The organism is Kineosporia mesophila, from assembly GCF_021129235.1.
Lineage (GTDB): Bacteria > Actinomycetota > Actinomycetes > Actinomycetales > Kineosporiaceae > Kineosporia > Kineosporia mesophila.
Genome location: NZ_JAJOMA010000013.1, coordinates 86,024 through 110,740, shown reverse-complemented (window position 1 = coordinate 110,740; position 24,717 = coordinate 86,024). Strand labels below are relative to the sequence as shown.

General features: G+C 70.0%; 24 protein-coding genes. 12 read left to right on the top strand and 12 right to left on the bottom strand.

Annotated elements, in window-relative coordinates:
- Positions 1 to 42: 42 nt before the first annotated feature.
- The 3 genes from LR393_RS19340 to LR393_RS19330 form a co-directional block, all read right to left on the bottom strand.
- A complete protein-coding gene (locus LR393_RS19340; protein ID WP_231485493.1) occupies positions 43 to 1,287 on the bottom strand; it encodes an AI-2E family transporter in 1,245 nt (414 codons plus the stop codon).
- Between the two features lie 85 nt (positions 1,288 to 1,372).
- A complete protein-coding gene (locus tag LR393_RS19335) occupies positions 1,373 to 2,884 on the bottom strand; it encodes a glutamate mutase L (RefSeq protein WP_231485372.1) in 1,512 nt (503 codons plus the stop codon).
- Between the two features lie 168 nt (positions 2,885 to 3,052).
- Positions 3,053 to 4,297 carry a cystathionine gamma-synthase gene (locus LR393_RS19330; RefSeq protein ID WP_231485371.1) on the bottom strand — a complete coding sequence of 415 codons (1,245 nt, stop codon included), beginning with the start codon at positions 4,295 to 4,297 and terminating at the stop codon, positions 3,053 to 3,055.
- A gap of 141 nt (positions 4,298 to 4,438) precedes the next feature.
- Between LR393_RS19330 and msrA the strand changes: the two genes are divergently transcribed.
- The 4 genes from msrA (at position 4,439) to LR393_RS19310 (ending at position 6,972) form a co-directional block, all read left to right on the top strand.
- The gene (gene msrA / locus LR393_RS19325) at positions 4,439 to 5,128 is read left to right on the top strand and encodes a peptide-methionine (S)-S-oxide reductase MsrA (RefSeq protein ID WP_231485370.1); all 690 of its coding nucleotides are present in this window, start codon (positions 4,439 to 4,441) and stop codon (positions 5,126 to 5,128) included.
- Complete coding sequence (locus LR393_RS19320; protein ID WP_231485369.1) at positions 5,129 to 5,671, top strand: hypothetical protein; 543 nt, start codon at positions 5,129 to 5,131, stop codon at positions 5,669 to 5,671. It begins immediately after the preceding gene.
- Positions 5,672 to 5,871: 200 nt separating this feature from the next.
- A complete protein-coding gene (locus tag LR393_RS19315) occupies positions 5,872 to 6,414 on the top strand; it encodes a DapH/DapD/GlmU-related protein (protein ID WP_231485368.1) in 543 nt (180 codons plus the stop codon).
- Positions 6,415 to 6,441: 27 nt separating this feature from the next.
- Positions 6,442 to 6,972, top strand: coding sequence for a DUF1990 family protein (locus LR393_RS19310; RefSeq protein WP_231485367.1), 531 nt, complete (start codon positions 6,442 to 6,444; stop codon positions 6,970 to 6,972).
- A gap of 105 nt (positions 6,973 to 7,077) precedes the next feature.
- On the opposite strand, the gene LR393_RS19305 is transcribed toward LR393_RS19310, so the two are convergent.
- The 3 genes from LR393_RS19305 to LR393_RS19295 form a co-directional block, all read right to left on the bottom strand.
- Complete coding sequence (locus LR393_RS19305; protein WP_231485366.1) at positions 7,078 to 7,902, bottom strand: undecaprenyl-diphosphate phosphatase; 825 nt, start codon at positions 7,900 to 7,902, stop codon at positions 7,078 to 7,080.
- 494 nt (positions 7,903 to 8,396) lie between these two features.
- Positions 8,397 to 9,116 (bottom strand): Clp protease N-terminal domain-containing protein, encoded by a 720-nt coding sequence (locus LR393_RS19300; RefSeq protein WP_231485365.1) that lies wholly within the window; start codon positions 9,114 to 9,116, stop codon positions 8,397 to 8,399.
- A 53-nt stretch (positions 9,117 to 9,169) separates the two neighbouring features.
- Positions 9,170 to 10,393: a DMT family transporter gene (locus LR393_RS19295; RefSeq protein ID WP_231485364.1), complete on the bottom strand. Its 1,224-nt coding sequence runs from the start codon at positions 10,391 to 10,393 to the stop codon at positions 9,170 to 9,172.
- A gap of 71 nt (positions 10,394 to 10,464) precedes the next feature.
- Here LR393_RS19295 and LR393_RS19290 point away from each other — a divergent pair, with 71 nt between their 5' ends.
- Entirely contained in the window at positions 10,465 to 10,953 is a 489-nt protein-coding gene (locus LR393_RS19290) for an Lrp/AsnC family transcriptional regulator (RefSeq protein ID WP_231485363.1), read from the top strand.
- On the opposite strand, the gene LR393_RS19285 is transcribed toward LR393_RS19290, so the two are convergent.
- Both LR393_RS19285 and LR393_RS19280 read right to left on the bottom strand, forming a co-directional pair.
- Entirely contained in the window at positions 10,950 to 11,357 is a 408-nt protein-coding gene (locus LR393_RS19285) for a VOC family protein (protein ID WP_231485362.1), read from the bottom strand. The two genes, LR393_RS19290 and LR393_RS19285, sit on opposite strands and share 4 nt — an antisense overlap.
- Before the next feature lie 148 nt (positions 11,358 to 11,505).
- A complete protein-coding gene (locus tag LR393_RS19280; RefSeq protein ID WP_231485361.1) occupies positions 11,506 to 11,646 on the bottom strand; it encodes a hypothetical protein in 141 nt (46 codons plus the stop codon).
- Here LR393_RS19280 and yczR point away from each other — a divergent pair.
- From yczR to LR393_RS19245, 7 genes are all read left to right on the top strand, one after another.
- Positions 11,645 to 13,234 carry a MocR-like transcription factor YczR gene (yczR, locus tag LR393_RS19275; RefSeq protein WP_456238321.1) on the top strand — a complete coding sequence of 530 codons (1,590 nt, stop codon included), beginning with the start codon at positions 11,645 to 11,647 and terminating at the stop codon, positions 13,232 to 13,234. The genes LR393_RS19280 and yczR overlap by 2 nt on opposite strands.
- 272 nt (positions 13,235 to 13,506) lie before the next feature.
- Positions 13,507 to 14,175, top strand: a complete 669-nt coding sequence (locus LR393_RS19270) for a GNAT family N-acetyltransferase (RefSeq protein ID WP_231485359.1) — start codon at positions 13,507 to 13,509, stop codon at positions 14,173 to 14,175.
- 34 nt (positions 14,176 to 14,209) lie between these two features.
- Positions 14,210 to 14,482, top strand: a complete 273-nt coding sequence (locus LR393_RS19265) for a DUF2277 domain-containing protein (protein ID WP_231485358.1) — start codon at positions 14,210 to 14,212, stop codon at positions 14,480 to 14,482.
- Positions 14,483 to 14,597: 115 nt separating this feature from the next.
- Positions 14,598 to 16,091, top strand: a complete 1,494-nt coding sequence (locus tag LR393_RS19260) for a magnesium chelatase (RefSeq protein ID WP_407937334.1) — start codon at positions 14,598 to 14,600, stop codon at positions 16,089 to 16,091.
- A gap of 173 nt (positions 16,092 to 16,264) precedes the next feature.
- The gene (locus LR393_RS19255; RefSeq protein WP_231485356.1) at positions 16,265 to 17,743 is read left to right on the top strand and encodes an integrin alpha; all 1,479 of its coding nucleotides are present in this window, start codon (positions 16,265 to 16,267) and stop codon (positions 17,741 to 17,743) included.
- Positions 17,744 to 17,894: 151 nt separating this feature from the next.
- A complete protein-coding gene (locus LR393_RS19250; protein WP_231485355.1) occupies positions 17,895 to 19,907 on the top strand; it encodes a vWA domain-containing protein in 2,013 nt (670 codons plus the stop codon).
- Positions 19,908 to 20,002: 95 nt separating this feature from the next.
- Entirely contained in the window at positions 20,003 to 20,401 is a 399-nt protein-coding gene (locus LR393_RS19245; protein WP_231485354.1) for a response regulator transcription factor, read from the top strand.
- Between the two features lie 134 nt (positions 20,402 to 20,535).
- Here the strand turns inward: LR393_RS19245 and LR393_RS19240 are convergent, their stop codons facing one another.
- The 4 genes from LR393_RS19240 to LR393_RS19225 are packed head-to-tail and all read right to left on the bottom strand — an operon-like array spanning position 20,536 to position 24,659.
- On the bottom strand, positions 20,536 to 22,014 hold the full coding sequence (locus LR393_RS19240; protein ID WP_231485353.1) for a hybrid sensor histidine kinase/response regulator: 1,479 nt from the start codon (positions 22,012 to 22,014) through the stop codon (positions 20,536 to 20,538).
- Positions 22,015 to 22,056: 42 nt separating this feature from the next.
- Positions 22,057 to 22,521 (bottom strand): response regulator, encoded by a 465-nt coding sequence (locus LR393_RS19235; RefSeq protein WP_231485352.1) that lies wholly within the window; start codon positions 22,519 to 22,521, stop codon positions 22,057 to 22,059.
- On the bottom strand, positions 22,518 to 24,221 hold the full coding sequence (locus LR393_RS19230) for a sensor histidine kinase (RefSeq protein ID WP_231485351.1): 1,704 nt from the start codon (positions 24,219 to 24,221) through the stop codon (positions 22,518 to 22,520). The genes LR393_RS19235 and LR393_RS19230 overlap by 4 nt, the downstream gene beginning before the upstream one ends.
- A 45-nt stretch (positions 24,222 to 24,266) precedes the next feature.
- Positions 24,267 to 24,659, bottom strand: a complete 393-nt coding sequence (locus LR393_RS19225) for a response regulator transcription factor (RefSeq protein WP_231485350.1) — start codon at positions 24,657 to 24,659, stop codon at positions 24,267 to 24,269.
- Positions 24,660 to 24,717 lie beyond the last annotated feature (58 nt).

Sequence of the window (24,717 nt, the reverse complement as noted above, 5' to 3'; positions counted from 1 at the left end):
GCAAAAGTCCCGCCGGGAAAACCCGCGGGTAGCCGAACGCGTTTATCCCGACGTGCGGTTGTCGGTGGGCGCCTCGTCCTCGTCGGTGTCGTTCCAGGTCTCCCGGTCGGCTGCCTCGTTGTCCTCGTTGTCCTCGTCAGCGTTCCTGGACCCGTCCGCCAGGGGCCCGACCTCGTCCTCAGTCGGATGCTCGTGCGGCTCATCCGGATCACGGCCCGCCAGGTACTCACCGATCACGTTCACCACGGCCACGAACGGCACGGCGAAGAGCGCGCCGATGATGCCCGCCAGGAGCACCCCGGCCGCGATCGCGATGATCACGGCCAGCGGATGCACCCGCACTGCCCGTCCGAGCAGGAACGGCTGCAGCACGTGCGCTTCCAGCTGCTGCACGGCGATGACGATCAGCAGCATGATCACGGCCTTCACGAAGCCGACCGCGACCAGGGCCACGAGCACCGCCGCCGCTCCCGACACCAGGGCACCGACGATCGGCACGAAGGCGCCGATGAAGACCACCATGCCCAGGGGGATCGCCAGCGGCACACCCAGGACGGCCGCGCCGATCCCCACACCGGCACCGTCGACGATCGCCACGATCACCGTCGCACGCACATAGGCCGTGAGCGTGGCCCAGGCCCGCACGCCCGAACCCCGTACCCGGTGGCGGGTGCGGGCGGGGAAGAGCCCCACCACCCAGGCCCACATGCGGTCGCCGCCGGAGAGGAAGAAGTAGGTGGCGAACAGCACGATGAAGATGCCGGTGAACACGTGGCCCGCGGTGTTCGTGACCTCCAGCGCCCCCGACACGATGTCGCTGCCACCGTTGCCCCGGATGCTCTGCTGCAACGACTTCACGTACTGGTCGAGCTGGTCGCTGGTCAGGTTCAGCGGGCTGGAGGCGAGCTGGTCCTGGAGTTCGGTCAGGCCGTCGGCGGCGTCGTCGCGCAGGTCGTCGAAACCGCTGACCGCCTGCTGGCCGATCAGCGCCATCAGGCCGGAGACGAACACGATGGTCAGGAGCACCGTCAGCAGGGCCGCCGCCGCGTTGGGCAGCCCGGCCTTGTCGTCGTCGCGAGACAGCGCCCGGTGGACCGGCTTGAGCAGCGCCGACAGCATCAGGGCCAGCAGCAGCGGTACGAAGATCACCTGGTACTGCGAGAAGATGCGCCAGAGCAGGTAGACCGTGCCGGCGATGAGCAACACGCGCCACGCCCAGGCGGCACTCACCCGCAGGCCGTGCGGGAGTTCGTCCGGGCGCACCCGGGTCGGGTCGTCCTGCTCCATACTCACCCGTCCAATAGTGCCCGGTGTGGGCGATTCGGCACCGTGACTTACCACGGACCGTCGATCGACGGATGCGCTCTGTCGATCAGGGCAGCTGTTCTAGCCCCGCCGCGGCCAGCCGGCGCACCGCCCCGGGATCCGCCCGCCCTTGCAGCAACCCGGCCGCGAAGAGCGCGTACCGCGCGTCGACGGCCAGTCCCGCCTTCTCGGGGACGGCCCACCCACCGGCGTGGTCGGCAACGATCGGTTTGAGGACGCCCGTCAGCTCCCCTTCGCGTGCGTGCCGCAGCACTCCCCCGCTGCCCACCACGAGCCCCACGTCCCGCAGGGGCCGTGGATCCCCGCCCGGCCGCGACGCCCGGCCGTGACGACGCACCGCCACCAGAACCGCGAGCCGGGCCAGCATCACGTCCAGCTCATGGGCGGGAGCCAATTCACCGGCCACAATCAGGCCCGACGCGTAATCGCGCAGCCGCTGGGCCTCTTCGTCGTCGATCAGTACTTCGGCCAGCGCCGCCCGGACCACGCCGAGCGCCCCCGACCTCACCCCCAGATCGCCCTCGACGGTGCGTGCGGACAGCCAGTCACCCGCGGCGGCCGCTCCGGAACCCGCCTTGTCCGCCGGGAGCACCGAGTAGACGTCGGTCGTGGCCCCGCCGACGTCCACCAGCAGCAGACCACGTCCTTCCGCGAGCGCCTCGACCCCGGTGAGTACAGCGTCGGGGGTCGGGGACCGCACCAACTGGCGAAAGGATCGTCCATTAATTCGGGAGCCTTTACGCGACAACCCTTTCCCTCCGATCACATGATCGAGGAAGGCCTCCCGGATCGCCTCGCGGGCCGGGCCGGGATCGAAGGTGCCGATGCTGGGCAGCACATTGGCCGTGACGGTCACCGAACGCCCCCGGCGACGCAGTTCTCCGGCCGCTTCCTCGGCGGCGTCGCGGTTGCAGGCCAGCACCACAGGCACCGGAATCCGCGCGATACCGATGCGACGGGCGTTGTGGAGGACCACGTCCGCGTTGCCACCGTCCGTGCCGCCGGTGAGCACGATCAGGTCGGGACGGGCCTCTCGCAACTCCCGCACTCCGTCGGGTGTGAGTCTGCCCGAGCTCAGGTGCACGACCCGGCCCCCGGCCGAGAGCGCCACCCGCTGACCGGCTTCCGCAGTGACCAGGCGCTCGTGCCCGACCACGGCCAGCCGCAGTCCGCCTCCGGCGCTGGAACAGGCCAGCAGGTCCGCGGCCCGCACCTCGTCGGCGCTCAGCGATCCGGGAGAGGGCTCCGCGTGCGCTGGACGCTGCGGGCCCGCCACGCCATCCGGGCCCGCCACGCCATCCGGGCCCGCCACGCCTTTCGGGTCCGCCACGTCATCCGGAACGCTTTTCCCGGAAGCACTTTGCGAAATCCACCCGGCATCCGTACCGGCTTCCACCGCAGCGGCGAGCTCGTCACGGGCCGCGGTGATGCCCGTCATCACGTCGGGCAGGGTGGTCGGGTGCTGGGCCGTACCCAGCAACCGCCCGGCGTCGACATCGACCAGTACCGCCTTGGTGAACGTCGATCCGACGTCCACACAGACCACCAGTTCCAGCATCGGCCTCCTGCCCGGTGCGGTGTCCACCAGCGACCGGCGCGGGTGGACGACCACTCTCGTCCGTGATCATGCAGAGTCTCGCTGGGGAGATCTTGCCTGATCACGGACGGGAACGGGGTCGATCCCGGTCATCCCCGCGCCAGGCGTGAATGACCGGCGGAACCTGCCTCAGCCCAGCGCCTGCTCCAGGTCGGCCACCAGGTCGGCCGCGTCTTCCAGGCCGACCGAGACGCGGATCAGGTCGTCCGGCACCTCGAGCGCGGACCCGGCCACCGAGGCGTGGGTCATCTGGCCGGGGTGCTCGATCAGCGACTCGACGCCGCCGAGCGACTCGGCCAGGGTGAACACCCCGGTCTTGCGGCAGACCTCGAGGGCGGCCTCCTTGCCGCCGGCGACCTGGAACGACACCATCCCGCCGTAGCGACGCATCTGCTCGGTCGCGGCCTTGTGACCGGGGTGGTCGTCGAGCGAGGGGTAGAGCACGCGGGTGACCTTCGGGTGCTGGCGCAGCATCTCGACGATCTTCTCGGCGTTGTCGCAGTGCCGCTCCATGCGCACGGCGAGGGTCTTGAGACCCCGCTGCACCAGCCAGGCGTCGAACGGGCCGGCCACGGCACCCATCGAGTTCTGGTTGAAACCGATGCGCTCGGCGGCGTTGTCACCCAGACCCGCGATGCCCGCCATCCACGGGGCGGACGCCCGCTCGGACACGATCGCGGCGCCCCCCACGACGTCGGAGTGCCCTCCGCAGTACTTGGTGGTGGAGTGCACCACGATGTCGGCGCCGAGGCTGAGTGGCTGCTGCAGGTACGGCGTGGCGAAGGTGTTGTCGACGACCAGCAAGGCCCCCGCCTCGTGCGCGACATCCGCCAGGGCGGCGATGTCGGCGACGGACAGCAGCGGGTTGGTCGGCGTCTCGACCCAGACCAGGCGGGTCTTGCCGGGCTCGATGGCCGCGCGGACGGCGTCGACGTCGACCAGGGAGGCGGGCGTGTGCCGCACCCCCCAGGGCTCGGCGACCCGGGCCACCAGGCGGTAGGTGCCGCCGTAGGCGTCGTCGGGGATCACCAGGTGGTCGCCCGGGCGCAGCAGCGAGCGCAGCACCGCGTCTTCCGCGGCGAGGCCGGAGGCGAAGGCGAAACCACGGGCCGAACCGTCCGGCGCCTCGAGTGCGGCCAGACAGTCTTCGAGGGCCGTGCGGGTGGGGTTACCGGATCGAGAGTACTCATACCCCTGGCCCAGGCCCTGCCGCAGGCCTCCGACGCCGTCCTGGGCGTAGGTGGAGGTCTGGTAGATCGGGGTGACCACCGCACCGGTGGCCGGATCCGCCTCGGAGCCCACGTGGATGGCACGGGTCGAGAACCCTGCCTCTGACCAGCGGGGACTTCCGGACGTCGGGTTCGGCTCGTTCACGGCGACCAAGCTACTACCGCGCGCCGACAGTTCTGTCCCCGAGCACGCCCGGCGCCGGGAACGGATCGGGGCCAGACTTGGTTGAGGCATGAGGGTGCGGGACCGATCGTTCCGCCCGGAGCAAGCAGGAGGAGTTCGGCGATGATTTTCGGCAGCAGGCTGAAGAGCACGATGGTCGAGCGGGACAAGGCGCTGCCGGGCCGTGAGAGCCGCCCGTTCACCGTGCCTACCGCCCACGCTGTGCTCGGTACCCCGCTCGAGGGCCCGTGGCCCGAGGGCACGCAGGTGGTCTACCTGGCCATGGGCTGTTTCTGGGGTGCGGAGAAGACGTTCTGGCAGACGCCGGGCGTCGTCACCACCGCCGTCGGATACCAGGGTGGTTACACCAAGAACCCGACCTACGAAGAGACCTGCAGCAGCCAGACCGGCCACACCGAGGCCGTGCTGGTCGCCTTCGACCCGGCCAAGGTGAGCCTGACGGACCTGCTCAAGACGTTCTGGGAGTCGCACGACCCGACCCAGGGCTTCCGTCAGGGCAACGATCTGGGCACGCAGTACCGCTCGGCGTTCTACTGGACCTCCGACGAGCAGCGTGAGGCCTTCGAGTCGACCCGGGCCACGTACCAGGCCGCCCTCGACAAGGCCGGTTTCGGCGCCATCACCACCGAGGGCCGCTCGGCGCAGGACGCCGGCACCTTCTGGTACGCCGAGGACTACCACCAGCAGTACCTCTACAAGAACCCGAACGGGTACTGCCCCGACCACGGCACCGGTGTGGCCTGCCCGATCGGCGTGGGCGTGCTGTACGGCACCGGCGTCAAGGCTGACTGAGTGGCCGCTGAACAGTGGTTCGCCCTGTCCGGGGTGGTCATCGGTGGTGGCCTGTCGTTCGCGGTGAGCCAGTGGGTTGAACGGGGTCGACGCCAGCATGAACAGTCGACGAGGTGGATGGAGACGAAGTTCAACGCTTACGCCACCTATACGACCGACGTGAAACGCGTTGCGCGCTATGCCCGCTGGCTAGCCACGACCGGCCCCGACGTCGAGGGCAGGATCCGCAGCGTGGAACAGGCCCGCGAAGACCTTCAGGCGGCTGAACAGGACCGCTCCTCAAGTTTCGAGCGAGTGGTCCTAATCGGCTCGGACGACGTGATCCAGGCCGGCAACCGTCTCAACGCTGCGGTGTGGGAACTGGAGGGCCCTGCCAGGCTTGGCGAGACGCCCGAAGCGGACGTCTGGCGATCACGAACTAATGCCTGGCTGGAAAGCCTCTCTCGTTTTCATTCCGCCGCACGCGAAGACATTGCTGTACCTCGCGCCAAACGGCGGGCGAGAACCTCAACGAGTGTCATCCGGGCCGACAGTTCGGAGTGAACTGCATCTGTCGGTGTGCGGCATTAAGCAGTACCTGGTCGAAGTGAAAGCAGTCGCCACCGTTCGTGGACCAGAAGTTCAGTGACGAGCGCATCCAGGCCGAGATTCCGGCCTCTGACGCACAAGACGGCCGTCCCTCCCCCGACGGGCAGGGACGGCCTCTCTGTGTCCGGCCCGGCCCGTGGGCATAGATTCCCCGGATGTCCGCCGAACGCTTCATGCGCATCCGCAGCGCGGAGTTCCAGGCCATGTCCGAGCGGGTTCTGCAGGTCACCGCGCTCACCTCGCGCCTGAACGGGCTGCCCTTCGACGACGAGGCGGGCAAGGCCGAGCTCTTCGAGCAGATCCTGGGCCGGCCGCTGCCCGGCAGGGTGACGATCTACCCGCCCTTCTTCACCGACCACGGCCTGCGCCTGGATCTGGCCGAACGCGTGTTCATCAACCAGAACTGCACGTTCCTGGACTACGCCGGTATCCGCCTGGCCGAGCGGGTGATGGTGGGACCGAAGGTCACGTTCATCACCGGCGGGCATCCGGTCGATCCGGTTGAGCGGCGCGAGTGGCTGACCGGTGCCCCCATCGACGTGGCGGAGAACGTGTGGATCGGGGCCGGGGCCACGATCCTGCCCGGCGTCAGCATCGGCCGCGACGCCGTGATCGCCGCCGGGGCGATCGTGGCCGACGACGTTCCGGCGGCGAGCCTGGTGGCCGGGCCCAAGGCCACCGAACGCCGCCGGTGGTGAGGTCCTCACCCGGGTAGCCTCCGGGTCATGTTCGCCCTGCGCCCCGACTTCGCCCGGACCCTCGCCGACGCCCAGACCTCGACCCCTGACGAGTCCGCCGGCTGGCTCGACCACCCGCCCACGACGGCGGACCGGGTGAGCCACAGCATCCGGCTCCCCGGCACCCTCGCGGACTACGGTCAGGCTCTTCTCGACTGGGAGGTCCACCGCGGCGCGGGTCTTCGGGTCACCGCGAGCGGCCCCGCGGCAGTCGGTGCGACCGTTGTGCTCGGCTACCGCATCGGCCCGGTGTGGGCCCTCATCCCCTGCCGGGTGACCGTCGTCGAGCAGAGCGAGCAGGTCGTCTCCTTCACCTACGCCACACTGCCCGGCCACCCCGAATCAGGAGCCGAGCGCTTCGCCTTCGTCGCGGACGACGACGGGGTCCGGTTTGAGGTGAGTGCGGTGAGCCGGCCCGCGTTCTGGGGCAGCCGCCTGGTTCCGGCCGTCTCCCGGCGGGTGCAGCGTCAGGTCACCGACCAGTACATCGAAGCCGCACGCGGTCTCGCCCGCCCTTGACCTCAACCCGGTTTCAGCCCTTCAGCACCCAGCCGGTAGCCCGGCGACCAAAACCCGTAGGGGCCGCCCGGCGCACCGGACGGCCCCTACGACGGCGAACCAGGATCAGGTCGCGGAGATCCAGCCCAGGCTCAGCGCACCGAGCAGGGCCAGGCCCAGCACGATGCGGTACCAGACGAAGACGTAGACGCTGTGGCGCTCCACGAACTTGAGCAGCCAGGCGATGATCGCGTAGCCGACCACGAAGGCGATCAGCGTGGCGATCGCCATCTGGGCCGTGCTCACGCCGCTGTCCCCGGCGGTCACATCTTTCAGGCTGAACAGGCCGGAGGCGACGACGGCGGGGATCGCCAGCAGGAACGAGTAGCGCACGGCGACGGACCGCTTGAGGCCGATGGCCAGACCGGCCGTGATCGTGCCGCCGGAGCGGGAGACACCCGGGATCAGGGCCATGGCCTGGGCGAAGCCCAGGATGATGCCGTCCTTGATGGTCAGGCTCTCCTCGTCACGCACCTGCGGGCCGAACTCCTCGGCCAGGCCGAGCACGATGCCGAAGATCACCAGCATGCTGGAGACCAGCCAGAGGTTGCGCGCGGGCTCCTTGATCGCGTCCTCGAACAGGAGACCGAGCACGCCGATCGGGATGGTGCCGAGGATGACCAGCCAGGCCATGCGGTAGTCGAAGGTCTGCCGCACCTGCGCATCCACGAAACCGCGACACCAGGTGATGAACAGGTTCCAGAGGTCCTTGGCGAAGTAGATGACGACAGCCGCCTCGGTACCCAGCTGGGTGACGGCAGTGAAGGCCGCACCGGCGTCCTTGTCGAAGAACACCTCGGCGACGATCCGCAGATGCCCCGAGGACGAGATCGGGAGGAACTCGGTCAGCCCCTGCACCAGACCGAGAACGATGACCTCAAGCCAGCTCACGGCGGTCAAAACCCCTTCGTTGCGGCGCCCGGCGGCCCGGCTCCGAGCCGGCTGCCACGGTCTGCCTACGCGAGACCCCCGGCGGCGGCGCCAGAGGACGATGTTTGCGCACCGCGTGACCGTCGGGGAACTACTCTCCGAGGGGCGGTGGCCAGGTGACCCTACACGGCTTGATACGCCGTTAGGCAATCTCGCCAATTCCCTGAAAACGCCCGTGAGACGGCGGGCATCGTGCAACGAATGCGACCTCTGAAGGGTTCCGGGACAGCCGGTACCGAACTGCACACGTCCTCAGCGCTGCGCCTGGCAAGGGGAATCGCCTACCGGGCCGGGCAAAACGGATGGGCCGCCCAGGCTGCCCCGGACGGCCCTCCGCCGAATCCGTTGCTCGGCCGAACAACTCCGCCCGGCGGCGTTATCCGATCGGTGCCGGATCGTCATCCGGCCCATCGGGCTCCGGGGCGCTTTTACATGATCACGAACGAGGTGGGGCTCTACGGGGCCCGCTCCCCCAGGATGCGCTGCACGTCCGCCTCGAGCTTCTCGATGGAGACCCCGAGCTGCCCGAGCAGGCCCTTTCCGTCCTCGTACTCGGCGAGCGCCAGCAGGATGTGCTCGGTGCCGACGTACTGGTGCCCGAGCCTCAGAGCCGTGCGCAGGGTCAGCTCGAGCACCTTCTTCGCGGCCGCGTCGTAGGGGATGAGCGCCGGCACGTCGGCCGCCGGTTCCGGCAGAGTGGCAGTGGCGGCCTCGATCAGCTGCGCGCCCGTGACGCCCTGCGCATCCAGAGCCCTGAGCGCCAGCGTGTCCGGAACGGCGGCCAGTCCCAGCACCAGATGAGTGATCCCGATGTGATCACTACCGGCGTCCCGGGCCGCGGTCTGGGCCTGCACCACGGCGTCACGGGCGCGCGGGGTGAACCTCTTGAACCCGGCGCTCATGTCCAGGGGCTCGACGTCGGCCTTGACCACGAAACGTTTCTGGACGGCTTGTTTGCTCACGCCCATGCTCGTGCCGATCTCGGTCCACGACGCCCCCGAGCGCCGGGCCTGGTCGACGAAGTGCCCGATCAGGTGATCGGCCACCTCACCGAGGTAGTCGCCCACGACCACGGCGCCGGACAGCTGCTCCAGCGGTTGGGTGTGGACGTTCTTGATGGCCCGGATCAGATCGTCCAGGCGCACGCTGTCGGTGGTCGTACTGGAATCCGTCATGCGTCAACCATAGGTTGACGATTCCGAATGCGTCAACCCATGGTTGACGTGTGTCACGCCGCCCGGGTGAAGTTCGGCCGACCGTCGCGCTCCAGCAGTTCGTCGAGCTCGGCGTCGATCGGGTCGCGCCCGTCGAGGCCCAGAAAATGAGGGACGAGGTGGATGCCCGGAGCGGGCACGGCCACCCGGCGACGGGGGATGGAGAGAGGCGGCACCGGCGCCGTCCGATCCGGTCCAGGAGCGGGTTCCGGCACCACGGCGGACGGCACCACGGCGGAGGGCACCACGGCCCCCGCCCCCTGGGGCCCGACCACAACGTCCACCCGTGGGCGTTCGGTGGTGACCGGCGTCCTCAAACCGTCGTTCGCCGTGGACCGCGACTGGTGGATCGTGCCGATGTAGATGCCGGCCAGCAGCGCCAGGCCGCCACCGATCTGGCCGGGCCCCGCGGGGTCACCCAGGATCGTGATGGCGATGACGGTCGCGACCAGGGTCTCCAGGTTGAGGAAGACGCCGGCGATCTCGGGCGCCACCCCGGTCTGGCCGTAGGCGAAGAGGGTGAAGGGCATGACCGTGCCGACCACCGCGAGCGCGACCGCGGCGAGCAGGGCGCCACCGCCGAGCCCGTTCTGCCCGGGCACCGGGAGGTCCTCGGTGAACAGGGCGAACGGCAGCACCGCGATCGCCGAGGCGAAGAACTGCGCGGTGGTGACGGCCAGAACGTCCTGCCCGGACAGCAGGCGGGCCTGGAGGATGGTGAACACCGCGCCGATGGCCACCGAACCCATCACGATGGCGTCACCGCCGAGCGAGGCCCCGCCGCCACCCGCGCCGGCCACCACGACGATGCCGGTCAGGGACAGCGCGAAGCCTCCCCAGGCGACCGCGCCGAGCTTGGCCCCGTTGAAGAGCACCGCGAGTACGGCGACCAGGATCGGCACCGAGCCGAGCAGCAGGGCCGCATGGGTGACGCTGGTGCGGTCGAGGCCCAGGTTCTGCAGCAGCACGCACGCGCCGTACCCGAAAGCACCGTAGAGCCACAGCAACGGGCGCACCTGACGCAGGCGGGGCCGGGCGATCACGACGATCAGCAGGCCGGCCAGCGCGAACCGGAACACAGTGAGCCAGGCCGGCCCGAAGCCGGTGAACGCCGCCTTGCTCAACGGAACACTCGTGCCCCAGGAGAGACCCGCAAGGGTCAGGGCTGCCAGCGCCGAGGTACGGCGGTCTAGGCGACTGAGGAGGTGGCTGAGGCGAGGCGGGCGTACGGCGAACATGGTGGCTATTCTGCAAAGGCGAAGTATATAAATCGGACATCAGCCGTAGTTACCAACTATTGTTTGGCGATATGGCCATCGAACTTGATGAAATTGACGTCAAACTGCTGACTCAGCTCCAGCAGGACGCCGATCGGACGAATCTCGAGCTGGCCGAGCTGGCGGGCCTGTCTCCCGCGGCCACCCTGCACCGGGTGCGGCGGCTCAAGGAGAGCGGGGCGATCCGCATCGTCAGCGCCTCGGTCGACGCCGCCGCAGTCGGCTTCCCGCTCACCGTGTTCATGGCCGTGACCACCGGGAACGCCCGCGCGACGGAACGATTCGAGCGGGAGGTGCAGCTGTTGCCACAGGTGATCGCGGCCGAGACGGTGGCCGGCGAGATGGACTACTGGCTCACGGTGGTGGCGCGCGACGTGGAAGACCTGGAACACACGCTGACCCGGATCGCGACGCACGGCGGCGGGCGGGTGGTGACCTACCTGCGCCTGAAGCAGCTCAAGCCCCCCACACCCCTGCCCCTCCTGCCGAGCGCGGCGGCCCGGCAGAAACGCCGCAGTTAGCTCGTCGCGCGGTGGGCGCCGGGATAGGTACCGAAGTACCAGGTGTTGCCCTCCGGATCGCGGGCCGCGAAATCCTTTGATCCGTAGTCGGTGACGTGCAGCTCGGTGGAGATGGTGGCCCCGGCGCCCCAGGCGCGCTCGGCCAGCGCCTCGATCTGTCCCTCGGGAACCACGACGTAGCAGCTGAAACCGCCCGTGGTGACGGCCTTGCCGTCGTCGCGGGCCGACCCGAGCATCACCCCGCCGCCGGGAGGCCAGGCCAGTTCGGCATGATGGACCACGCCGTCCTGCTCGTGGCAGACGGTCTCCTCGAAGCCGAACGCACTCACCAGGAAGGCCATCAGCCCCCGGGCGTCGCGGGCCCGGAAGGTGGGCCAGACGCTGGGTGACGGAGTGGTGGTCATGGATCCCCCCGGATCTGCGTGCGGCTGTCGTGACGCGCACCACTTTGCCTCACGAGTGGCGCCCGCGGGTCGTACCGGCAAAAAGAAGTCGCGGGCCCCGTAGGGCCCGCGACAGAGTGGACGGAACAGCTGGGAACCTCACCCGGCCTCAGCCGACGTTCATCCCACGATCACCGTGCAGCGGGTGGATGAGCTCGGCCCGGTTCGGGTCGAGCGGACGGGAGTCGGCGCCCAGCCAGGGGGCGAGAGCGACGGTGGCGAGCAGCAGGAAAACAATCAAGAAGGCCATGGCATGCACTGTGCTCTTTTTTGGCCTTGCAACCCATAGCCAATTCATGAACACTGGCCACATGCCTCCCCCAAAGAAGCAGCCAATCCAGCAGCGTGGACGCGTCAGTGCACGAGAACTGATGCCAATGCTGACCGATTGGCGGTCTTCGGGCGAGGGCATTCCGGGCTATCGGGCCCTGGCCGACCGGCTGCGTCTTCTGGTACTCGACGGCCGGCTGCCGGTCGACACCGTGCTGCCGTCTGAGCGCACGCTGGCCGAGGCCCTGGAGACGAGCCGCACCACCACCACCTCGGCCTACCGTCTGCTGCGCGAGTCCGGCTTCGCCGAGGGCAGCCAGGGCGCCGGCACCTGGACCACGCTGCCCCGCAGCGAGGGCCGCAGCGAATCACCCATCTGGCCCGAGCACCTCAGCGGCGAGCCCGACCCCTCGGGCGCGCGCGGCGACTTCTCCTCGGCCGCGCTGGAGGCCCCGCCCGAGCTGTACCCGGCCTACCAGGCCGCGATCAGCGAACTTCCGCGCTTCCTGCCCGGCAACGGCTACGTCACCAGCGGCCTGCCGGTGCTGCGCGACCGCATCGCGCAGCGGTACACCGAGGCAGGCCTGCCCACCACGCCGGAGCAGATCCTGGTGACCAACGGCGCTCTGCAGGCCCTGCACCTGGTGCTCGGCCTGGTGATGGAGCGCGGCGACCGGGTGCTGGTCGAGCACCCCACCTATCCGGCGGCCGCCCAGGCGATCCGCACCCACGGCGGGCGCTGCGTGCCGCTGCCGGTCGAGGCCGGGTGGGACATCGGGCGGATGGCCACGCTGATCCGGCAGACCGGTGCCCACCTGGCCTACCTGATGCCCGACTTCCACAACCCGACCGGGCTCCTGATGGACGAGGCCCAGCGCCGGGAGCTGGGCGCGATGATCGCCGACACGGGGTGCCGCATCATCGTCGACGAGACCATGCGCGAGCTCGACCTGCGCACCGCCGTCCCGGCCGCCCGCGCGGGTGTGCCCACCCCCGAGAACCTGCCGATGCCCCGTCCCCTGGCCGCCTTCGGGCCCGCCGAGCACGTGATCACACTGGGCTCGGCCTCCAAGACGTTCTGGGGCGGTCTGCGGATCGGCTGGGTGCGCGCCTCCCAGCCGCTGATCCGGAGGCTCGGCCTGGCCCGCGGCAACGAGGATCTGAGCGGGCCCCTGCTGGAACAGCTGGCCACGGCCAACCTGCTGGAGCACCTGCCCACGATCCGGCACCAGCGCCAGCGCCTGGTCGCCGAGCGCGCCGTCGCCCTGCGCGACGCGCTGGCCATGAACCTGCCGGGCTGGAGCGTCCCGATGCCGCAGGGCGGGATCTCGCTGTGGTGCCACCTGCCCGAGCCGCGCAGCTCCCACGTCGCCGCCTCCGCCCGGGCCATGGGCGTCTGGCTCACGCCCGGGCCGAGATTCGGTCTGGACGGCGCCTTCGAGGCCCGCATCCGCCTGCCCTTCGCCCGGCCCACCCACGACCTGGTCGCGATGACCGAGGTACTGGCCCGGGCCTGGCACTCCCAGGGGCGCGCGCACTCGCTGGACGACGACCTGACCACGGTCTGACCACGGTCCGAGCTCGGTCTGGCCTCGGTCTCTTGCGGTGATCACGAAGGTCGTACGGCTGTCTGACGCCCACAGAAGTGGGAGCCGACAGGTCTGCGTTGTGTACACCTGGTATATCCGGTACCGGATGTACCAGGTGTACACAACGCGCCAGTCCCGTCATGCCCCGGAACCGGAACGAACTCCCGGACGTACCCGTGACGCACGCCGCCGGGCGAGATCCGTTCATGATCATCCCGTCAGACGAGTCCCATCCCTTCACAGGAGATTCCGTGACAACCTCTCTTCCCGGCTTCACCCCCGCCACCGACAACCGGCCCGACGACACCCCCTGGCCCGCGATGACCTGGCCGATCCCGGTGGAGCTGTCGATCGAGTCGCACGCGGTGCGACTGACCCGGTTCACGGCCGACGACGCGGGCGAGCTGTTCGCCGCCCTCGACCACGACGCGGTCTGGGCGCACGTGGCGGGGCGTTTCGAGACTCCGGCGGCGCTGGCCGCGGCCCTCGACGCCCGGGCGGGCCGGGGTGACGTGGCCTGGGTGGTACGGCTGGCCGAGCCGATCAACGGGCTGGAGGCCGGCACCGTGGTGGGCACCACTTCCTACCTCGACATCGTCCCGGGCTCGGCGCGGCTGGAGATCGGCTGGACCACCTACACCCCCGCGGTCTGGGGCAGCCGGGTCAACCCGAGCACCAAGCTGGGTCTGCTGCGCTACGCGTTCGAGGAGCTGGGGGTGGGGCGGGTGCAGCTGAAGACCGATGCCCGTAACCACCGTTCCCAGCGCGCGATCTCCCGGATGGGCGCGCAGTTCGAGGGCGTGTTGCGTCGCTACCAGCCGCGCTCCGACGGCACGATGCGTGACACCGTGATGTTCTCGGTGGTCGCCGAGGAGTGGCCCGCGGTGAGTTCCGGGCTGGAGAATCGTCTGAACTCGTAAAAGCCTCGTCGAGCCGAGTCCCCGGGAGACCAGCATGTGCCGGAACATCCGAACCCTGGCCAACTTCGAACCGCCCGCCACGAACGACGAGATCGCCGCGGCGGCGCTGCAGTACGTGCGTAAGGTGGCCGGCACCACGCAGCCGTCGAAGGCGAACGAGGACGCGTTCGCCCGGGCCGTCGAGGCCATCACCCGGGTCACCCACGAATTACTGGACGAGCTGGTCACCACGGCGCCACCGAAAGACCGGGAGGTCGAGGCGGCCCGGGCCAGGGCGCGCAGCGAGGCCCGGTTCGGCCCTCGCTGAGGAAACCCGCTGACCCGGCCGGGGACGCCGCACAACCCGACCCGACCGCGAAAGCTGTACGGCGTCCTCAATCAGTGATCGCCAACCCCTATTCCCGATCACGCTCCCGGCGTAAATGTGGATCCACCACCCCCACAGGGTGCCGGGCGACCGTTCACCGACGTACCTTCGTCGCGTGACGACCTCACCGGAGACCACGACCTCCTGGCCCGACCACCTGCCCACCACGCTGGGTACGCTGCGCGCCTCCGGGCATGTGCACCGCACCGTCAAGCAGGAGATCTCGGTCAACCTGCTCGAGCTCATGCGCACGGGCAAACCGCGATTCCCCGGTGTGGTCGGTTTCGACGACACCGTGCTGCCCGACCTGGAGCGCGCCCTGCTGGCCGGCCACGACCTGGTGCTGCTGGGCGAGCGGGGTCAGGGCAAGACCCGGCTGATCCGCACGATCGTCGGGCTGCTCGACGAGTGGACGCCGGTCATCGAGGGTGCGGAACTGAACGAGCACCCCTACGACCCGATCACCCCGGCCTCGATCCGCCGCGCCGCCGAGTGCGGCGACGACCTGCCGGTGGCCTGGGTCAACCGGGAGGCGCGCTACGCCGAGAAGCTGGCCACTCCCGACACCAGCGTCGGCGACCTGATCGGTGACGTCGACCCGATGAAGGTCGCGCAGGGCCGCACCCTGGGCGACCCCGAGACCATCCACTTCGGCCTGGTGCCCCGCATGCACCGCGGCATCATGGCCGTCAACGAGCTGCCCGACCTGGCCGAGCGCATCCAGGTGGCGCTGCTGAACGTGCTCGAGGAGCGCGACGTGCAGGTGCGGGGCTACGTGCTGCGCCTCGACCTCGACCTGCTGCTGCTCGCCAGCGCCAACCCGGAGGACTACACCAACCGCGGGCGCATCATCACCCCGCTGAAAGACCGCTTCGGCGCGGAGATCCGCACGCACTACCCGGTCGATCTCGACCTCGAGATGACCCTGGTGCGGCAGGAGGCCCAGCTGGCCGCCGTGCTGCCCGACCACCTGGTCGAGGTGCTGGCCCGGTTCACCCGCGCGGTGCGCGAGTCCACCGCGGTCGACCAGAGATCCGGTGTCTCCGCCCGGTTCTCGATCGCGGCGGCCGAGACGGTGGCCGCCTCCGCGCTGCGCCGGGCCACCCTGAACGGGGAGGAGACCCCGGCCGTGGCGCGGGTGGGAGACACCGACGCGATCACCGGAACCCTGCGCGGCAAGGTGGAGTTCGAGGCCGACGGCGAGGGGCGCGAGATGGAGCTCCTGGAGCACCTGCTGCGCCGCTCGGTCGCCGAGACCTGGCGCAACCGGCTCGCCGGGATCGACCTCACCGGCTTCGTCGCGGCGGTCGCCGAGGGCGCGGGCGTCAGCACCGGTGAGGCCGTCGCCTCCGCCGACCTGCTGGCCCAGCTCGGCACCGTTCCGGGCCTGTCCACCGTGCTGGAACGCCTGGGCTTCGACGACGTGCCGGGCCCGGCCGAGGCCGCCAGCGCCATCGAGTTCACCCTGGAGGGGCTGCATCTCACGCGGCGCCTGGCAAAGGACTTCCTCGCCGACGGCCGCACGGTGTACGGCGGCGACGGCGCGTGAATTGAGGACGAAGAGGCGGGCATCCGGGGGATGCCCGCCTCTTTCTGTCTGCCCGTTGGGGCGACCGCCGGGCCAGGTCCACCCCATTCCCCCGCATTTCGTCGTACCCCAGGTCTACAGTCACGATCGTCAGGTGGCGTGGGGCCACTTCGAACCGGGGTGGGGTCGAGACGATGATGAAGAAGTCCGGTACGGCAGTGCTGACGGGGCTCGCGCTGGCCCTGCTCACGGCGGGTCCGGCCCTGGCCGCCCCGCCCGGCCGGTACAGCTTCGACCTGACCGTGGCCGGGGTCCCGACGCGCACCATCTCCGGCGCGAAGCAGGCCGGGGCGCTCGACGTGCACTTCCCCGACGGCCGCACGCAGCGCCTGACCCAGAACAACCTGGGCTTCGGCCTGGGCTCCTACCAGCGCTTCGGTGAGGCGGTGTCGGTCCGCGACCTGAACGGCGACGGGCTCTCCGACCTGGTCGTGGGGGCGCCCGGCGTGGCCTCGAAAGGCCGCACCGGGCATGCCTATCTGCTGTTCCAGAGCGCGACCGGGTTCACCGCCGCGAACGCGAGGGAGCTCGACTCCAACGCCCTGCCGGGCGACCGGCTCGGTGCCGCGGTCGCGATCAGCGGGCGGGCGAGCAGCGCCACCGTGCTCGACGTCTGGGTCGGTGCCCCCGGTCGCGACGTCAACGGCGCGAAAGATGCCGGGGCGATCTACCGCTACTACCTCGACACGGCCACCGGCACGGCCTCGTTCAACGACGTGATCTCGCAGGACACCGCGGAGCTGAGCCAGCAGGCCGAGGCCGGCGACCAGTTCGGCGAGGTGCTGGCCGAGCAGTACAACGGCGTGGTGGCCGGGGTGCCGCACGAAGACGCCGGCTCGGCGAAAGATGCCGGCGAGGTGGTGTTCGTGCGCACCGACATCACGACCGACCTGCTCACCCCGGCCTCCACCTTCACCCAGAACACCGGCGGCGTGGGCGGTTCGGCGCGGGCCGGGAACCGGTTCGGTGCAGCGGTCTCACCGTTCGGTGTACTGGTCGGGGCACCCGGCGAAGACGTCGGCACGGCGAAAGACGCCGGCCGGGTCCAGGCCTTCGAGCCCGGTGGGGCCTCCGGCAGCAAGCCCGCCCCGTCGGCGTCGTTCACCCAGAACTCCCGGGGCATCATCGGCACGGCGAAGGCGGGCAACCAGTACGGCGCCTCCGTGGCCTACGGAATCTTCCGCTGCACGAGCACTTACCAGGCTGCGATCGGGGCGCCGGGCCTCGACGTGGGCACGGCGAAAGACGCCGGCGGGGTCTTCGTGCAGACGCTGCCCACCGTCTTCGGCGGCAACGGCTGTGCCTCGAAGCTCCTCACCCAGGGCCGGGGCCGGGCGCTCGGCGGCACCGCGCGGTCGGGCGATCACCTGGGCCGGTTCATCAGCACGCTGACCGGCAATCCGGCCGGGGGCAGCAAGCGGCTCGACAACCTGGCCGTCGGGGCCCCGGGCAAAGACGCCGCCCGGGCCGCGAACACCGGGGTGGCCGTGGTCTGGAACGGCAAGGGGAAGGGCGTGCTGAAAACCTTCGGGTATTCGGGTGGCAACGCGAAGAACCAGGCCTACGGCAGCGTGTTCGGAGCCCTCACGGTGGTGCCCCGGGTGCTGTCGTAGCTTCAGCTCGTCATCGGGGAATCAAGAGCCGGAATTCCGGAGTCCGTGAGTGCCAGCGGTGGGTGGGCCCGTTTTATTCCCGGAAAGCGGGTGATCAGCCCAGAGCGATCAGGGGTGACCATTGGGCCGGGGAAGCACGTACGGTCGTACCGTGACTTCTCGGCGACGTGACCCCCGTTACCGGTACGGGCCGTGGCGGGGTGGGCCCGACCCGCTGGCCGCACCCTACGACGTGCGCAAGGCCCTGGACGCGGTCGGCGACCGGGTACTGAACGGCGAGAACGTCCGCGAGGCCCTGCGCGACCTGCTGCGGCGCGGTCTGCCCGACGAGAACGGGCGCCGCACCGGGCTGGACGACCTGCGGGCGCGGGCCGAGCGCCGGCGCCGGGAGACCTCCCGGCGGGGGCGCCTCGACGGCGCCGTGACCCGCGCCCGGGCCCAGCTCGACCAGGCCCTGGCCGCGGAGAAGGAAGAGCTGTCGCTGCGCGACGGCGACGACGCGCGGTTCGCCGAGGCCCAGCTGGATGCTCTGCCCCGGTCGACGGCCGCTGCGGTGCAAGAGCTCTCGGAGTACCGCTGGGCATCCGAGGAGGCCGGGCAGATCTACCGGCAGATCCTCGACGGCCTGCGCACCGACGTGATCGACCAGCAGTTCAACGGCCTGCGCAACGCCCTGCAGGGGCTGGGGCCGGACGCCGACCCGCAGCAGCGGGCGGCGGCCATGGCCGCGATGAACGAGATGCTCGACGACCTGAACGGCCTGCTGGACAAGCACACTCGCGGCGAGGACACGCAGGAGGACTTCGAGCAGTTCATGGCCAAGCACGGCCAGATGTTCCCCGACGAACCGCAGAACGTCCAGGAGCTGATCGACTCGCTGGCGCGGCAGGCCGCGGCGGCCGAGCGCCTGATGAACGCGCTCAGCCCACAGCAGCGCGAAGAGCTCCAGGGCCTCATGCAGCAGGCGCTGGGCGACGCGGGCCTACAGGACAAGATGGGCCAACTGACCGACAGCCTGCGTGCGCTACGTCCCGGCGAGGGCTGGGGCGAGGGCCGCGGCGAGGGCCGGCGCATGCGGGGGCAGGGCGAGATGGGCTACGGCGAGGCGGCGGGCGCGCTGCAGGAGCTCGCCGACCTGGACGACCTGATCGACCAGCTGGGGCAGGACCACCCCGGCGCCACGCTGGACGACATCGACGTGGAGACCGTGGAACGCTCGCTCGGCGCCGGGGCGGCGGCCGACGTTCAGGCCCTCCAGGAGCTCGAGCGGGAGCTGGAACGACAGGGCTGGCTGACCCGGGCCGACGGCGCGCTCACGCTCTCGCCCAAGGCCCTGCGCCGCCTCGGGCAGACCGCGCTGCGTCAGGTGTTCGCGCACCTGGGCTCCGGCCGCCGGGGCGAGCACGACCTGCGCGACGCGGGGGCGGCCGGCGACGCCACCGGCGCCTCCCGGCGCTGGGAGTTCGGCGACGAGCAGCCCCTCGACGTGGTGCGCTCGCTGACCAACGCGGTGCACCGCAGCACCTCCCGGGGGTCGTCCGGGATCTCCCTGCAGGCCGAGGACTTCGAGGTGGTCGAGACCGAGCGCCGGGCCGGCGCGGCCGTGGCGCTGTGCGTGGACCTGTCCTACTCGATGATCTCCGAGGGCCGCTGGGGTCCGATGAAAGAGACCGCGCTGGCCCTGGCCCACCTGGTGGCCACCCGCTTCCCGCAAGACGCCCTGCAGATCGTCGGTTTCGGTCGTTACGCCGCGAAACTGACGGTGGAGCAGCTGGCCGGTATCGAGCCCGACTACGTACAGGGCACCAACCTCCAGCACGCCCTGTCCATCGCCGGCCGGCACCTGCGCCGTCATCCCGACGCCGAGCCGGTGGTGCTGGTGGTCACCGACGGCGAGCCGACGGCCCACCTCGAAGACGGCGTCGCCCACTTCGACTACCCGCCCACCCAGACCACCATCAACCTGACCGTGGCCGAGGTCGACGCCCTGACCCGCTACGGCGCGGCCATCAACATGTTCATGCTGGGCGAGAACCCCGGCCTGCGCCGCTTCGTCGACGCCATCGCCCGTCGCAACGGCGGCCGGGTCTTCAGCCCCGGCCTCGACAATCTGGGCGAGTACGTGGTCAGCGACTACCTGAAGGCCCGCAAGGGACGCCGGTAGGGCACCAAAAGGCTTCCCCTGGTTGCTCAAGGTCCGGTCCAGGCGTGCCGACGACTCACCGAAGTCCGCACACCATGACCCGACAGGGGATGCCCATGGCCGAGATCCTTGTCATCGACGACGACCCCGACATCCGCGACCTGCTCTTCACCGCCCTGAGCGGGGCCGGGCACGCCGTGCGGGTCGCCGCCGACGGATACGCCGGGATGGCGGCCGCGACCGGCCTGACGCCCGACCTGGTGGTGCTCGACTGGATGCTGCCCGAGCACAGCGGCCTGGAGATCTGCAAGGCCCTGCGCGCCGACCAGGCTCTCTCCGACGTAAGAGTTCTCATGCTCTCGGCCCGGGGCACGGAGTCGGACATCAAGTTCGGGCACGAGGCCGGGGCCGACAGCTACATCGTCAAGCCCTTCAGCCCCCGCGCCCTGGTCTGGCGGGTGGAGTCGATGCTCGCCCAGGAGCACCAGGTCGTCGACGCGACCCCCGAGGAGTAGGCGAGCACCCGCGTCCGCAAGCACCCCCCAAACCGTTCGTGATCATGCAAAGTGTTCCCGGAAGCCTAGAACTCTCGAGCGGAGAGTTCTAGAACGCCGGGGACATTTTGCATGATCACGGAGGGTTTTGCGGGCTACTGGCGGAGCAGGGCCGCCGGGCGCAGCGCGGGCAGACTGACCGTGAAGGTCGCGCCCTCGTCGGCCGCGCTCTTCACCCCGATCGTGCCCTGGTGCCCCTCGACAATCTGCCGCACCACCGCCAGCCCCAGACCGGTGCCCTGAATCGCCTGGAGCCGGGCCTGTTCGGTGCGGAAGAAGCGGGTGAAGAGCTGGTCCTGCTCTTCCACCGGGATCCCGATGCCGGTGTCGGACACGCTGATCTCCACGGTCGGACGGGCGGGGTCGGGTATCGAGGCCGTGACGGTCACCGTGCCGCCGGCCGAGGAGAACTTCACCGCATTCGAGATCAGGTTCAGCAGAACGCGTTCCAGCTGCGACCGGTTACCGAGCAGGCAGGGCAGGCCGGGGGCGACCTGCACCTCGAGCGCGACCCCCTGCGACTCCATCGCCGGCCCGAGCACGCCCTCGGCCTGGGCGACCAGCTCGGCCACGTCGACCTCCTCGTCCATCCGGGCGGCGATACCGGAGTCCACGCGCGACAGCGTCAGCAGATCCTCGACCAGGGTGAGCAGGCGGCGGGAGTTGCGGTCGATCACCTGGATCATGCGCCGGTGCACCTCGTCGGCGTCACCGGCCAGCAGCATCTCCGCGTAGCCGGTGATGCTGGTCAGCGGTGTGCGCAGCTCGTGGCTCACGGTGGCGACGAATTCGCCCTTCAGCCGGTCGAGTTCGCGCAGTTCCTCCTCGACCTGCTTCTGCCGGGAGATGTCGACGTAGATCGCGCCGATCGCGAACCGCCGCCCGGTCCCGTCGACCACCGGGTAGCGGACGACCAGGTAGGTGCGGTCCTCCCCGTCCACCGCCCAGGTCTCCTCGCCCTCCACCTTGTCGGCGCCGTCCAGGCAGGCCTGTTCCACGGAGGTCAGTTTGCGCCGGTCGTGGGAGATGGGGCGGCCGGTGCCCCCGGTGGGGCGGAGCCGATCGAACTCGGCGTTGGTGAGCAGAGTACGACCGGTCGCGTCGCGCACACAGATCGCCGCCGGAGCGTGATCAACCACCCCGCGCAGGATCTCGGCGGTCTCGCGGCGCTCCTGCTCGATCGTGCGGGCCTGGGTGGCCAGGCGGCGCCCGGCCAGGGCGTGCTCGATGGCCGGGGCCAGGCGCACCAGGCGATCCTTCAGCAGGTAGTCGGTGGCCCCCTGCCGCAGGGAATTGACGCAGGTGTCCTCGTCCATCACCCCGCTGACCACGATCAGGGGGATGTCGATCTGGAGTTCCTGCAACATGCGCAGGGCGTCCGGGGCCGTCATGGACGGCAGGGAATAGTCGCAGAGCACGATGTCCGGCTGCTCGCCGAGACCGGCGATGAACTCCTCCGGCGTCTCGGCACGCATCCAGGTCGGTTCGTATCCGGCTCGTTTCAGCTCGAGCAGGAGAAGCTCGGCGTCGTCGGGACGATCCTCGACGATCAGAAGCCGCAGGGGCGATGGCATGGGTGTCTCCCGTGATGTGTTACCGATACTGCGCTTTCGTGCTCAGTGACCGCCACCGACGAGCACGACCCTCCGATCGCGGGGTGGATGGTTGTAAACCAGCCAGTACCGGCCGATGTCGAGCACCGTCGCGAAATAGGGCTCGATCTCCACCGGCTTCACAATGTAGCTGTTGGCACCCAGGGCGTAGCAGATCTCCAGGTCGCCGTCCTCCGCCGATGACGTCATCATCACCACCGGCACCTCTGCGAGCACCGGGTTCGCGCGGATCTCCCGCAGCACGTCGATCCCGGACAACATCGGCATCTTGATGTCGCACAGCACCGCCCGGGGCAGGTCGTGCGGATCCCGCCCGGCCCAGGGACCTCGGCACAGCAGCAGGTCCAGCGCCTCGACGCCGTCCTTCGCCGCCTCCACCCGTCCCGGGAAACGCCCCTTGCGCAACGCGTGCAGCGCCAGCTCCCGGTCGTGCGGACTGTCTTCCACCAGCAGCAGCCAGCCGTTCACCGCAGCTCACCCCCCGGCGCGGGAAGGGTGAAGCCCATCGTCGCGCCCACGCCCGGCTTCCCCACGGCGGACAGCTGCCCCCCGTGCCGTTGCACGATGCGCTGCGAGAGGGCCAGGCCGATGCCGGTCCCGATGAACTCGTCGTTGTGGTGCAGCCGCTGGAACACCTGACCGAGCTTGGCCGCATACCGCATGTCGAACCCCGCGCCGTTGTCCTTCACCAGATACATCACGGTGTCCGGAATCGCCAGCGGATCCGGACCCCCGCTGGGCTTCTCGTCCTCCTCGGCAACCTCGGCCCGGACCTCGACCCGGGCCGCGTCCTTCTTCCCCGTGTACTTGATGGCGTTGTCCAGCAGGTTCACCCACACCTGCTGGATCAGCCGGCGGTCCCCGTACGCCGGCGGCAGCGGGGCCAGCACGAACTCGATCGTCCGGCCCTCCCGGGCCGGTTCCAGCGAGTTCCAGCACTCCTGGGCCAGCATCCCCATGTCGATCGGCTGCGACTGCATCTGCTGGCGCTGCATGCGCGAGAACGACAGCAGGGCGTCGATGAGACTGCCCATGTGCTCGGCATTGTCGGTGATCTTGGTGAGGTATTTCAGGGCCTCGGGCGACATCTGGTCGCCGTACTCCTCCGACATGATCCGGGCGAACCCGCTCATCGCCCGCAGCGGTGCCCGCAGGTCGTGGGAGACGCTGTAGGAGAATGCCTCCAGTTCAGAGTTGACCGCGGCCAGGTCGGCGTTCTTCTGCTCCAGCTGCACGGTGCGCTCGGCCACGCGCTCCTCCAGCAGTTCGGTCAGCTCCTGGCTGGCCTGCTGGGACGCCCGCTGCTCGGAGACGTCGTGGGTGACCTTGACGTACCCCTGGAGCCGGCCGTGCTCGTCGCGCATGGCCGAGATCGACGCGTGCGCCCAGAACACCGAGCCGTTCTGCCGTACCCGCTTGCCCTCGACGTGGATCTTCCCCATCACCGCGGTGTCGGCCAGGATCTGCGCCGGCACCCCGTGGGCCTGGTCGGCCGCGTCGAAGAACGAGGCGTAGGGCAGACCGATCGCCTCGTCGCTGCGGTACCCCTGCATCCGCTCGGCCGCGGCGCTCCAGCTGTGCACCCGGCCGCAGCTGTCGAGCATGATGATCGCGTAGTCCGAGGCACCCTCGAGCAGCCGGGCGAGCCGGTCCAGCTCGTTGCGGCTGCGCTCGGCGAACTGCCAGCTGTCGGTGATGTCGGTCCAGATCATCAGCGCGCCCGGAGTGCCGTCGTCCAGCTCGATCGGCTGGCCCGACAGCATCATCCGGCGGGGTTCGCCCTCCCGCAGCAGGCGCGCGCTCACGAGCTCCCGCGACAGCGTGGCGCCCTCCAGAACTCTGGCCAGGGGCGCCAGTTCAACCGTTTCGTCCACCAGAAGACGCCCGTCCGGCCCGTTGCGCACGGGGCGCACCTGCTGCGCGAACCGTTCGACCCGGTCGCCGACCGCGACCCCCAGGGCATCCAGCAGGGGGGTCGCGGCCGGGTTGGCGAGCCGCACCACCCGGCTGGAGTCCACGACCATCATCGAGGCCTCGGAGTCGCGCCACAGCAGATCGATCAGCGAGCGCCCACCGTTCCCGGGTGGAACGAAAGTCGTTGCGGCCGAAGAGCCCAGGGGCAGAACCGGGTCGTCCGCGATCCCGCCCCCGGCCGTCTTCTGGCTCATCAACCCAACGGTCTGATGCCCCGTGTCACCAGCCATCTCCGTGGGTCACCAGGCGTGTTCGGTGACCGAGGGGATGGGACGCCCGGTGATCGCCTCGTCCACCGCATCCAGCAGGGCGTGGGCGGCGAACGGCTTGGTCAGGTACGCGGCCCCGAGCTCGTGCCCCCGCAGGATGTCCCGTTCCCGCGCGGAGGCCGAGACGAAGATCGCCGGGATGTCCTCGTGCCCCCGGCGCAGCCGGGTGAGCAGGTCGAAGCCGTCCATCCCGGGCAGGCCGACGTCCAGGACGTAGGCGTCCGGCGCGCCGAACTGGTCCACGGAGTCGAGCGCCAGGTCGGCATCGGGCATCGCGATGACGCGGTGCCCGACCATGACCAGTCGCATGGAGATCAGGTCACGCACATCCGGGTCGTCCTCGACCACCAGCAGTCGGGCCACGGTGCCTCCTCGTTCGCGGGGATGTTCCGGGGAAGTCGCTTGCCCTGATCCATCGGCG

Excerpts from the sequence above, each read along its gene's own strand:
- LR393_RS19340 (WP_231485493.1), bottom strand. The coding sequence starts at position 1,287 with ATGGAGCAGGACGACCCGACCCGGGTGCGCCCGGACGAACTCCCGCAC.
- LR393_RS19335 (WP_231485372.1), bottom strand. The coding sequence starts at position 2,884 with ATGCTGGAACTGGTGGTCTGTGTGGACGTCGGATCGACGTTCACCAAG.
- msrA (WP_231485370.1), top strand. The coding sequence starts at position 4,439 with ATGATTTTCGGCAGCAGGCTGAAGAGCACGATGGTCGAGCGGGACAAG.
- LR393_RS19315 (WP_231485368.1), top strand. The coding sequence starts at position 5,872 with ATGTCCGCCGAACGCTTCATGCGCATCCGCAGCGCGGAGTTCCAGGCC.
- LR393_RS19310 (WP_231485367.1), top strand. The coding sequence starts at position 6,442 with ATGTTCGCCCTGCGCCCCGACTTCGCCCGGACCCTCGCCGACGCCCAG.
- LR393_RS19300 (WP_231485365.1), bottom strand. The coding sequence starts at position 9,116 with ATGACGGATTCCAGTACGACCACCGACAGCGTGCGCCTGGACGATCTG.
- LR393_RS19295 (WP_231485364.1), bottom strand. The coding sequence starts at position 10,393 with ATGTTCGCCGTACGCCCGCCTCGCCTCAGCCACCTCCTCAGTCGCCTA.
- LR393_RS19290 (WP_231485363.1), top strand. The coding sequence starts at position 10,465 with ATGGCCATCGAACTTGATGAAATTGACGTCAAACTGCTGACTCAGCTC.
- LR393_RS19285 (WP_231485362.1), bottom strand. The coding sequence starts at position 11,357 with ATGACCACCACTCCGTCACCCAGCGTCTGGCCCACCTTCCGGGCCCGC.
- yczR (WP_456238321.1), top strand. The coding sequence starts at position 11,645 with ATGGCATGCACTGTGCTCTTTTTTGGCCTTGCAACCCATAGCCAATTC.
- LR393_RS19280 (WP_231485361.1), bottom strand. The coding sequence starts at position 11,646 with ATGGCCTTCTTGATTGTTTTCCTGCTGCTCGCCACCGTCGCTCTCGCC.
- LR393_RS19265 (WP_231485358.1), top strand. The coding sequence starts at position 14,210 with ATGTGCCGGAACATCCGAACCCTGGCCAACTTCGAACCGCCCGCCACG.
- LR393_RS19260 (WP_407937334.1), top strand. The coding sequence starts at position 14,598 with ATGTGGATCCACCACCCCCACAGGGTGCCGGGCGACCGTTCACCGACG.
- LR393_RS19255 (WP_231485356.1), top strand. The coding sequence starts at position 16,265 with ATGATGAAGAAGTCCGGTACGGCAGTGCTGACGGGGCTCGCGCTGGCC.
- LR393_RS19245 (WP_231485354.1), top strand. The coding sequence starts at position 20,003 with ATGGCCGAGATCCTTGTCATCGACGACGACCCCGACATCCGCGACCTG.
- LR393_RS19240 (WP_231485353.1), bottom strand. The coding sequence starts at position 22,014 with ATGCCATCGCCCCTGCGGCTTCTGATCGTCGAGGATCGTCCCGACGAC.
- LR393_RS19230 (WP_231485351.1), bottom strand. The coding sequence starts at position 24,221 with ATGAGCCAGAAGACGGCCGGGGGCGGGATCGCGGACGACCCGGTTCTG.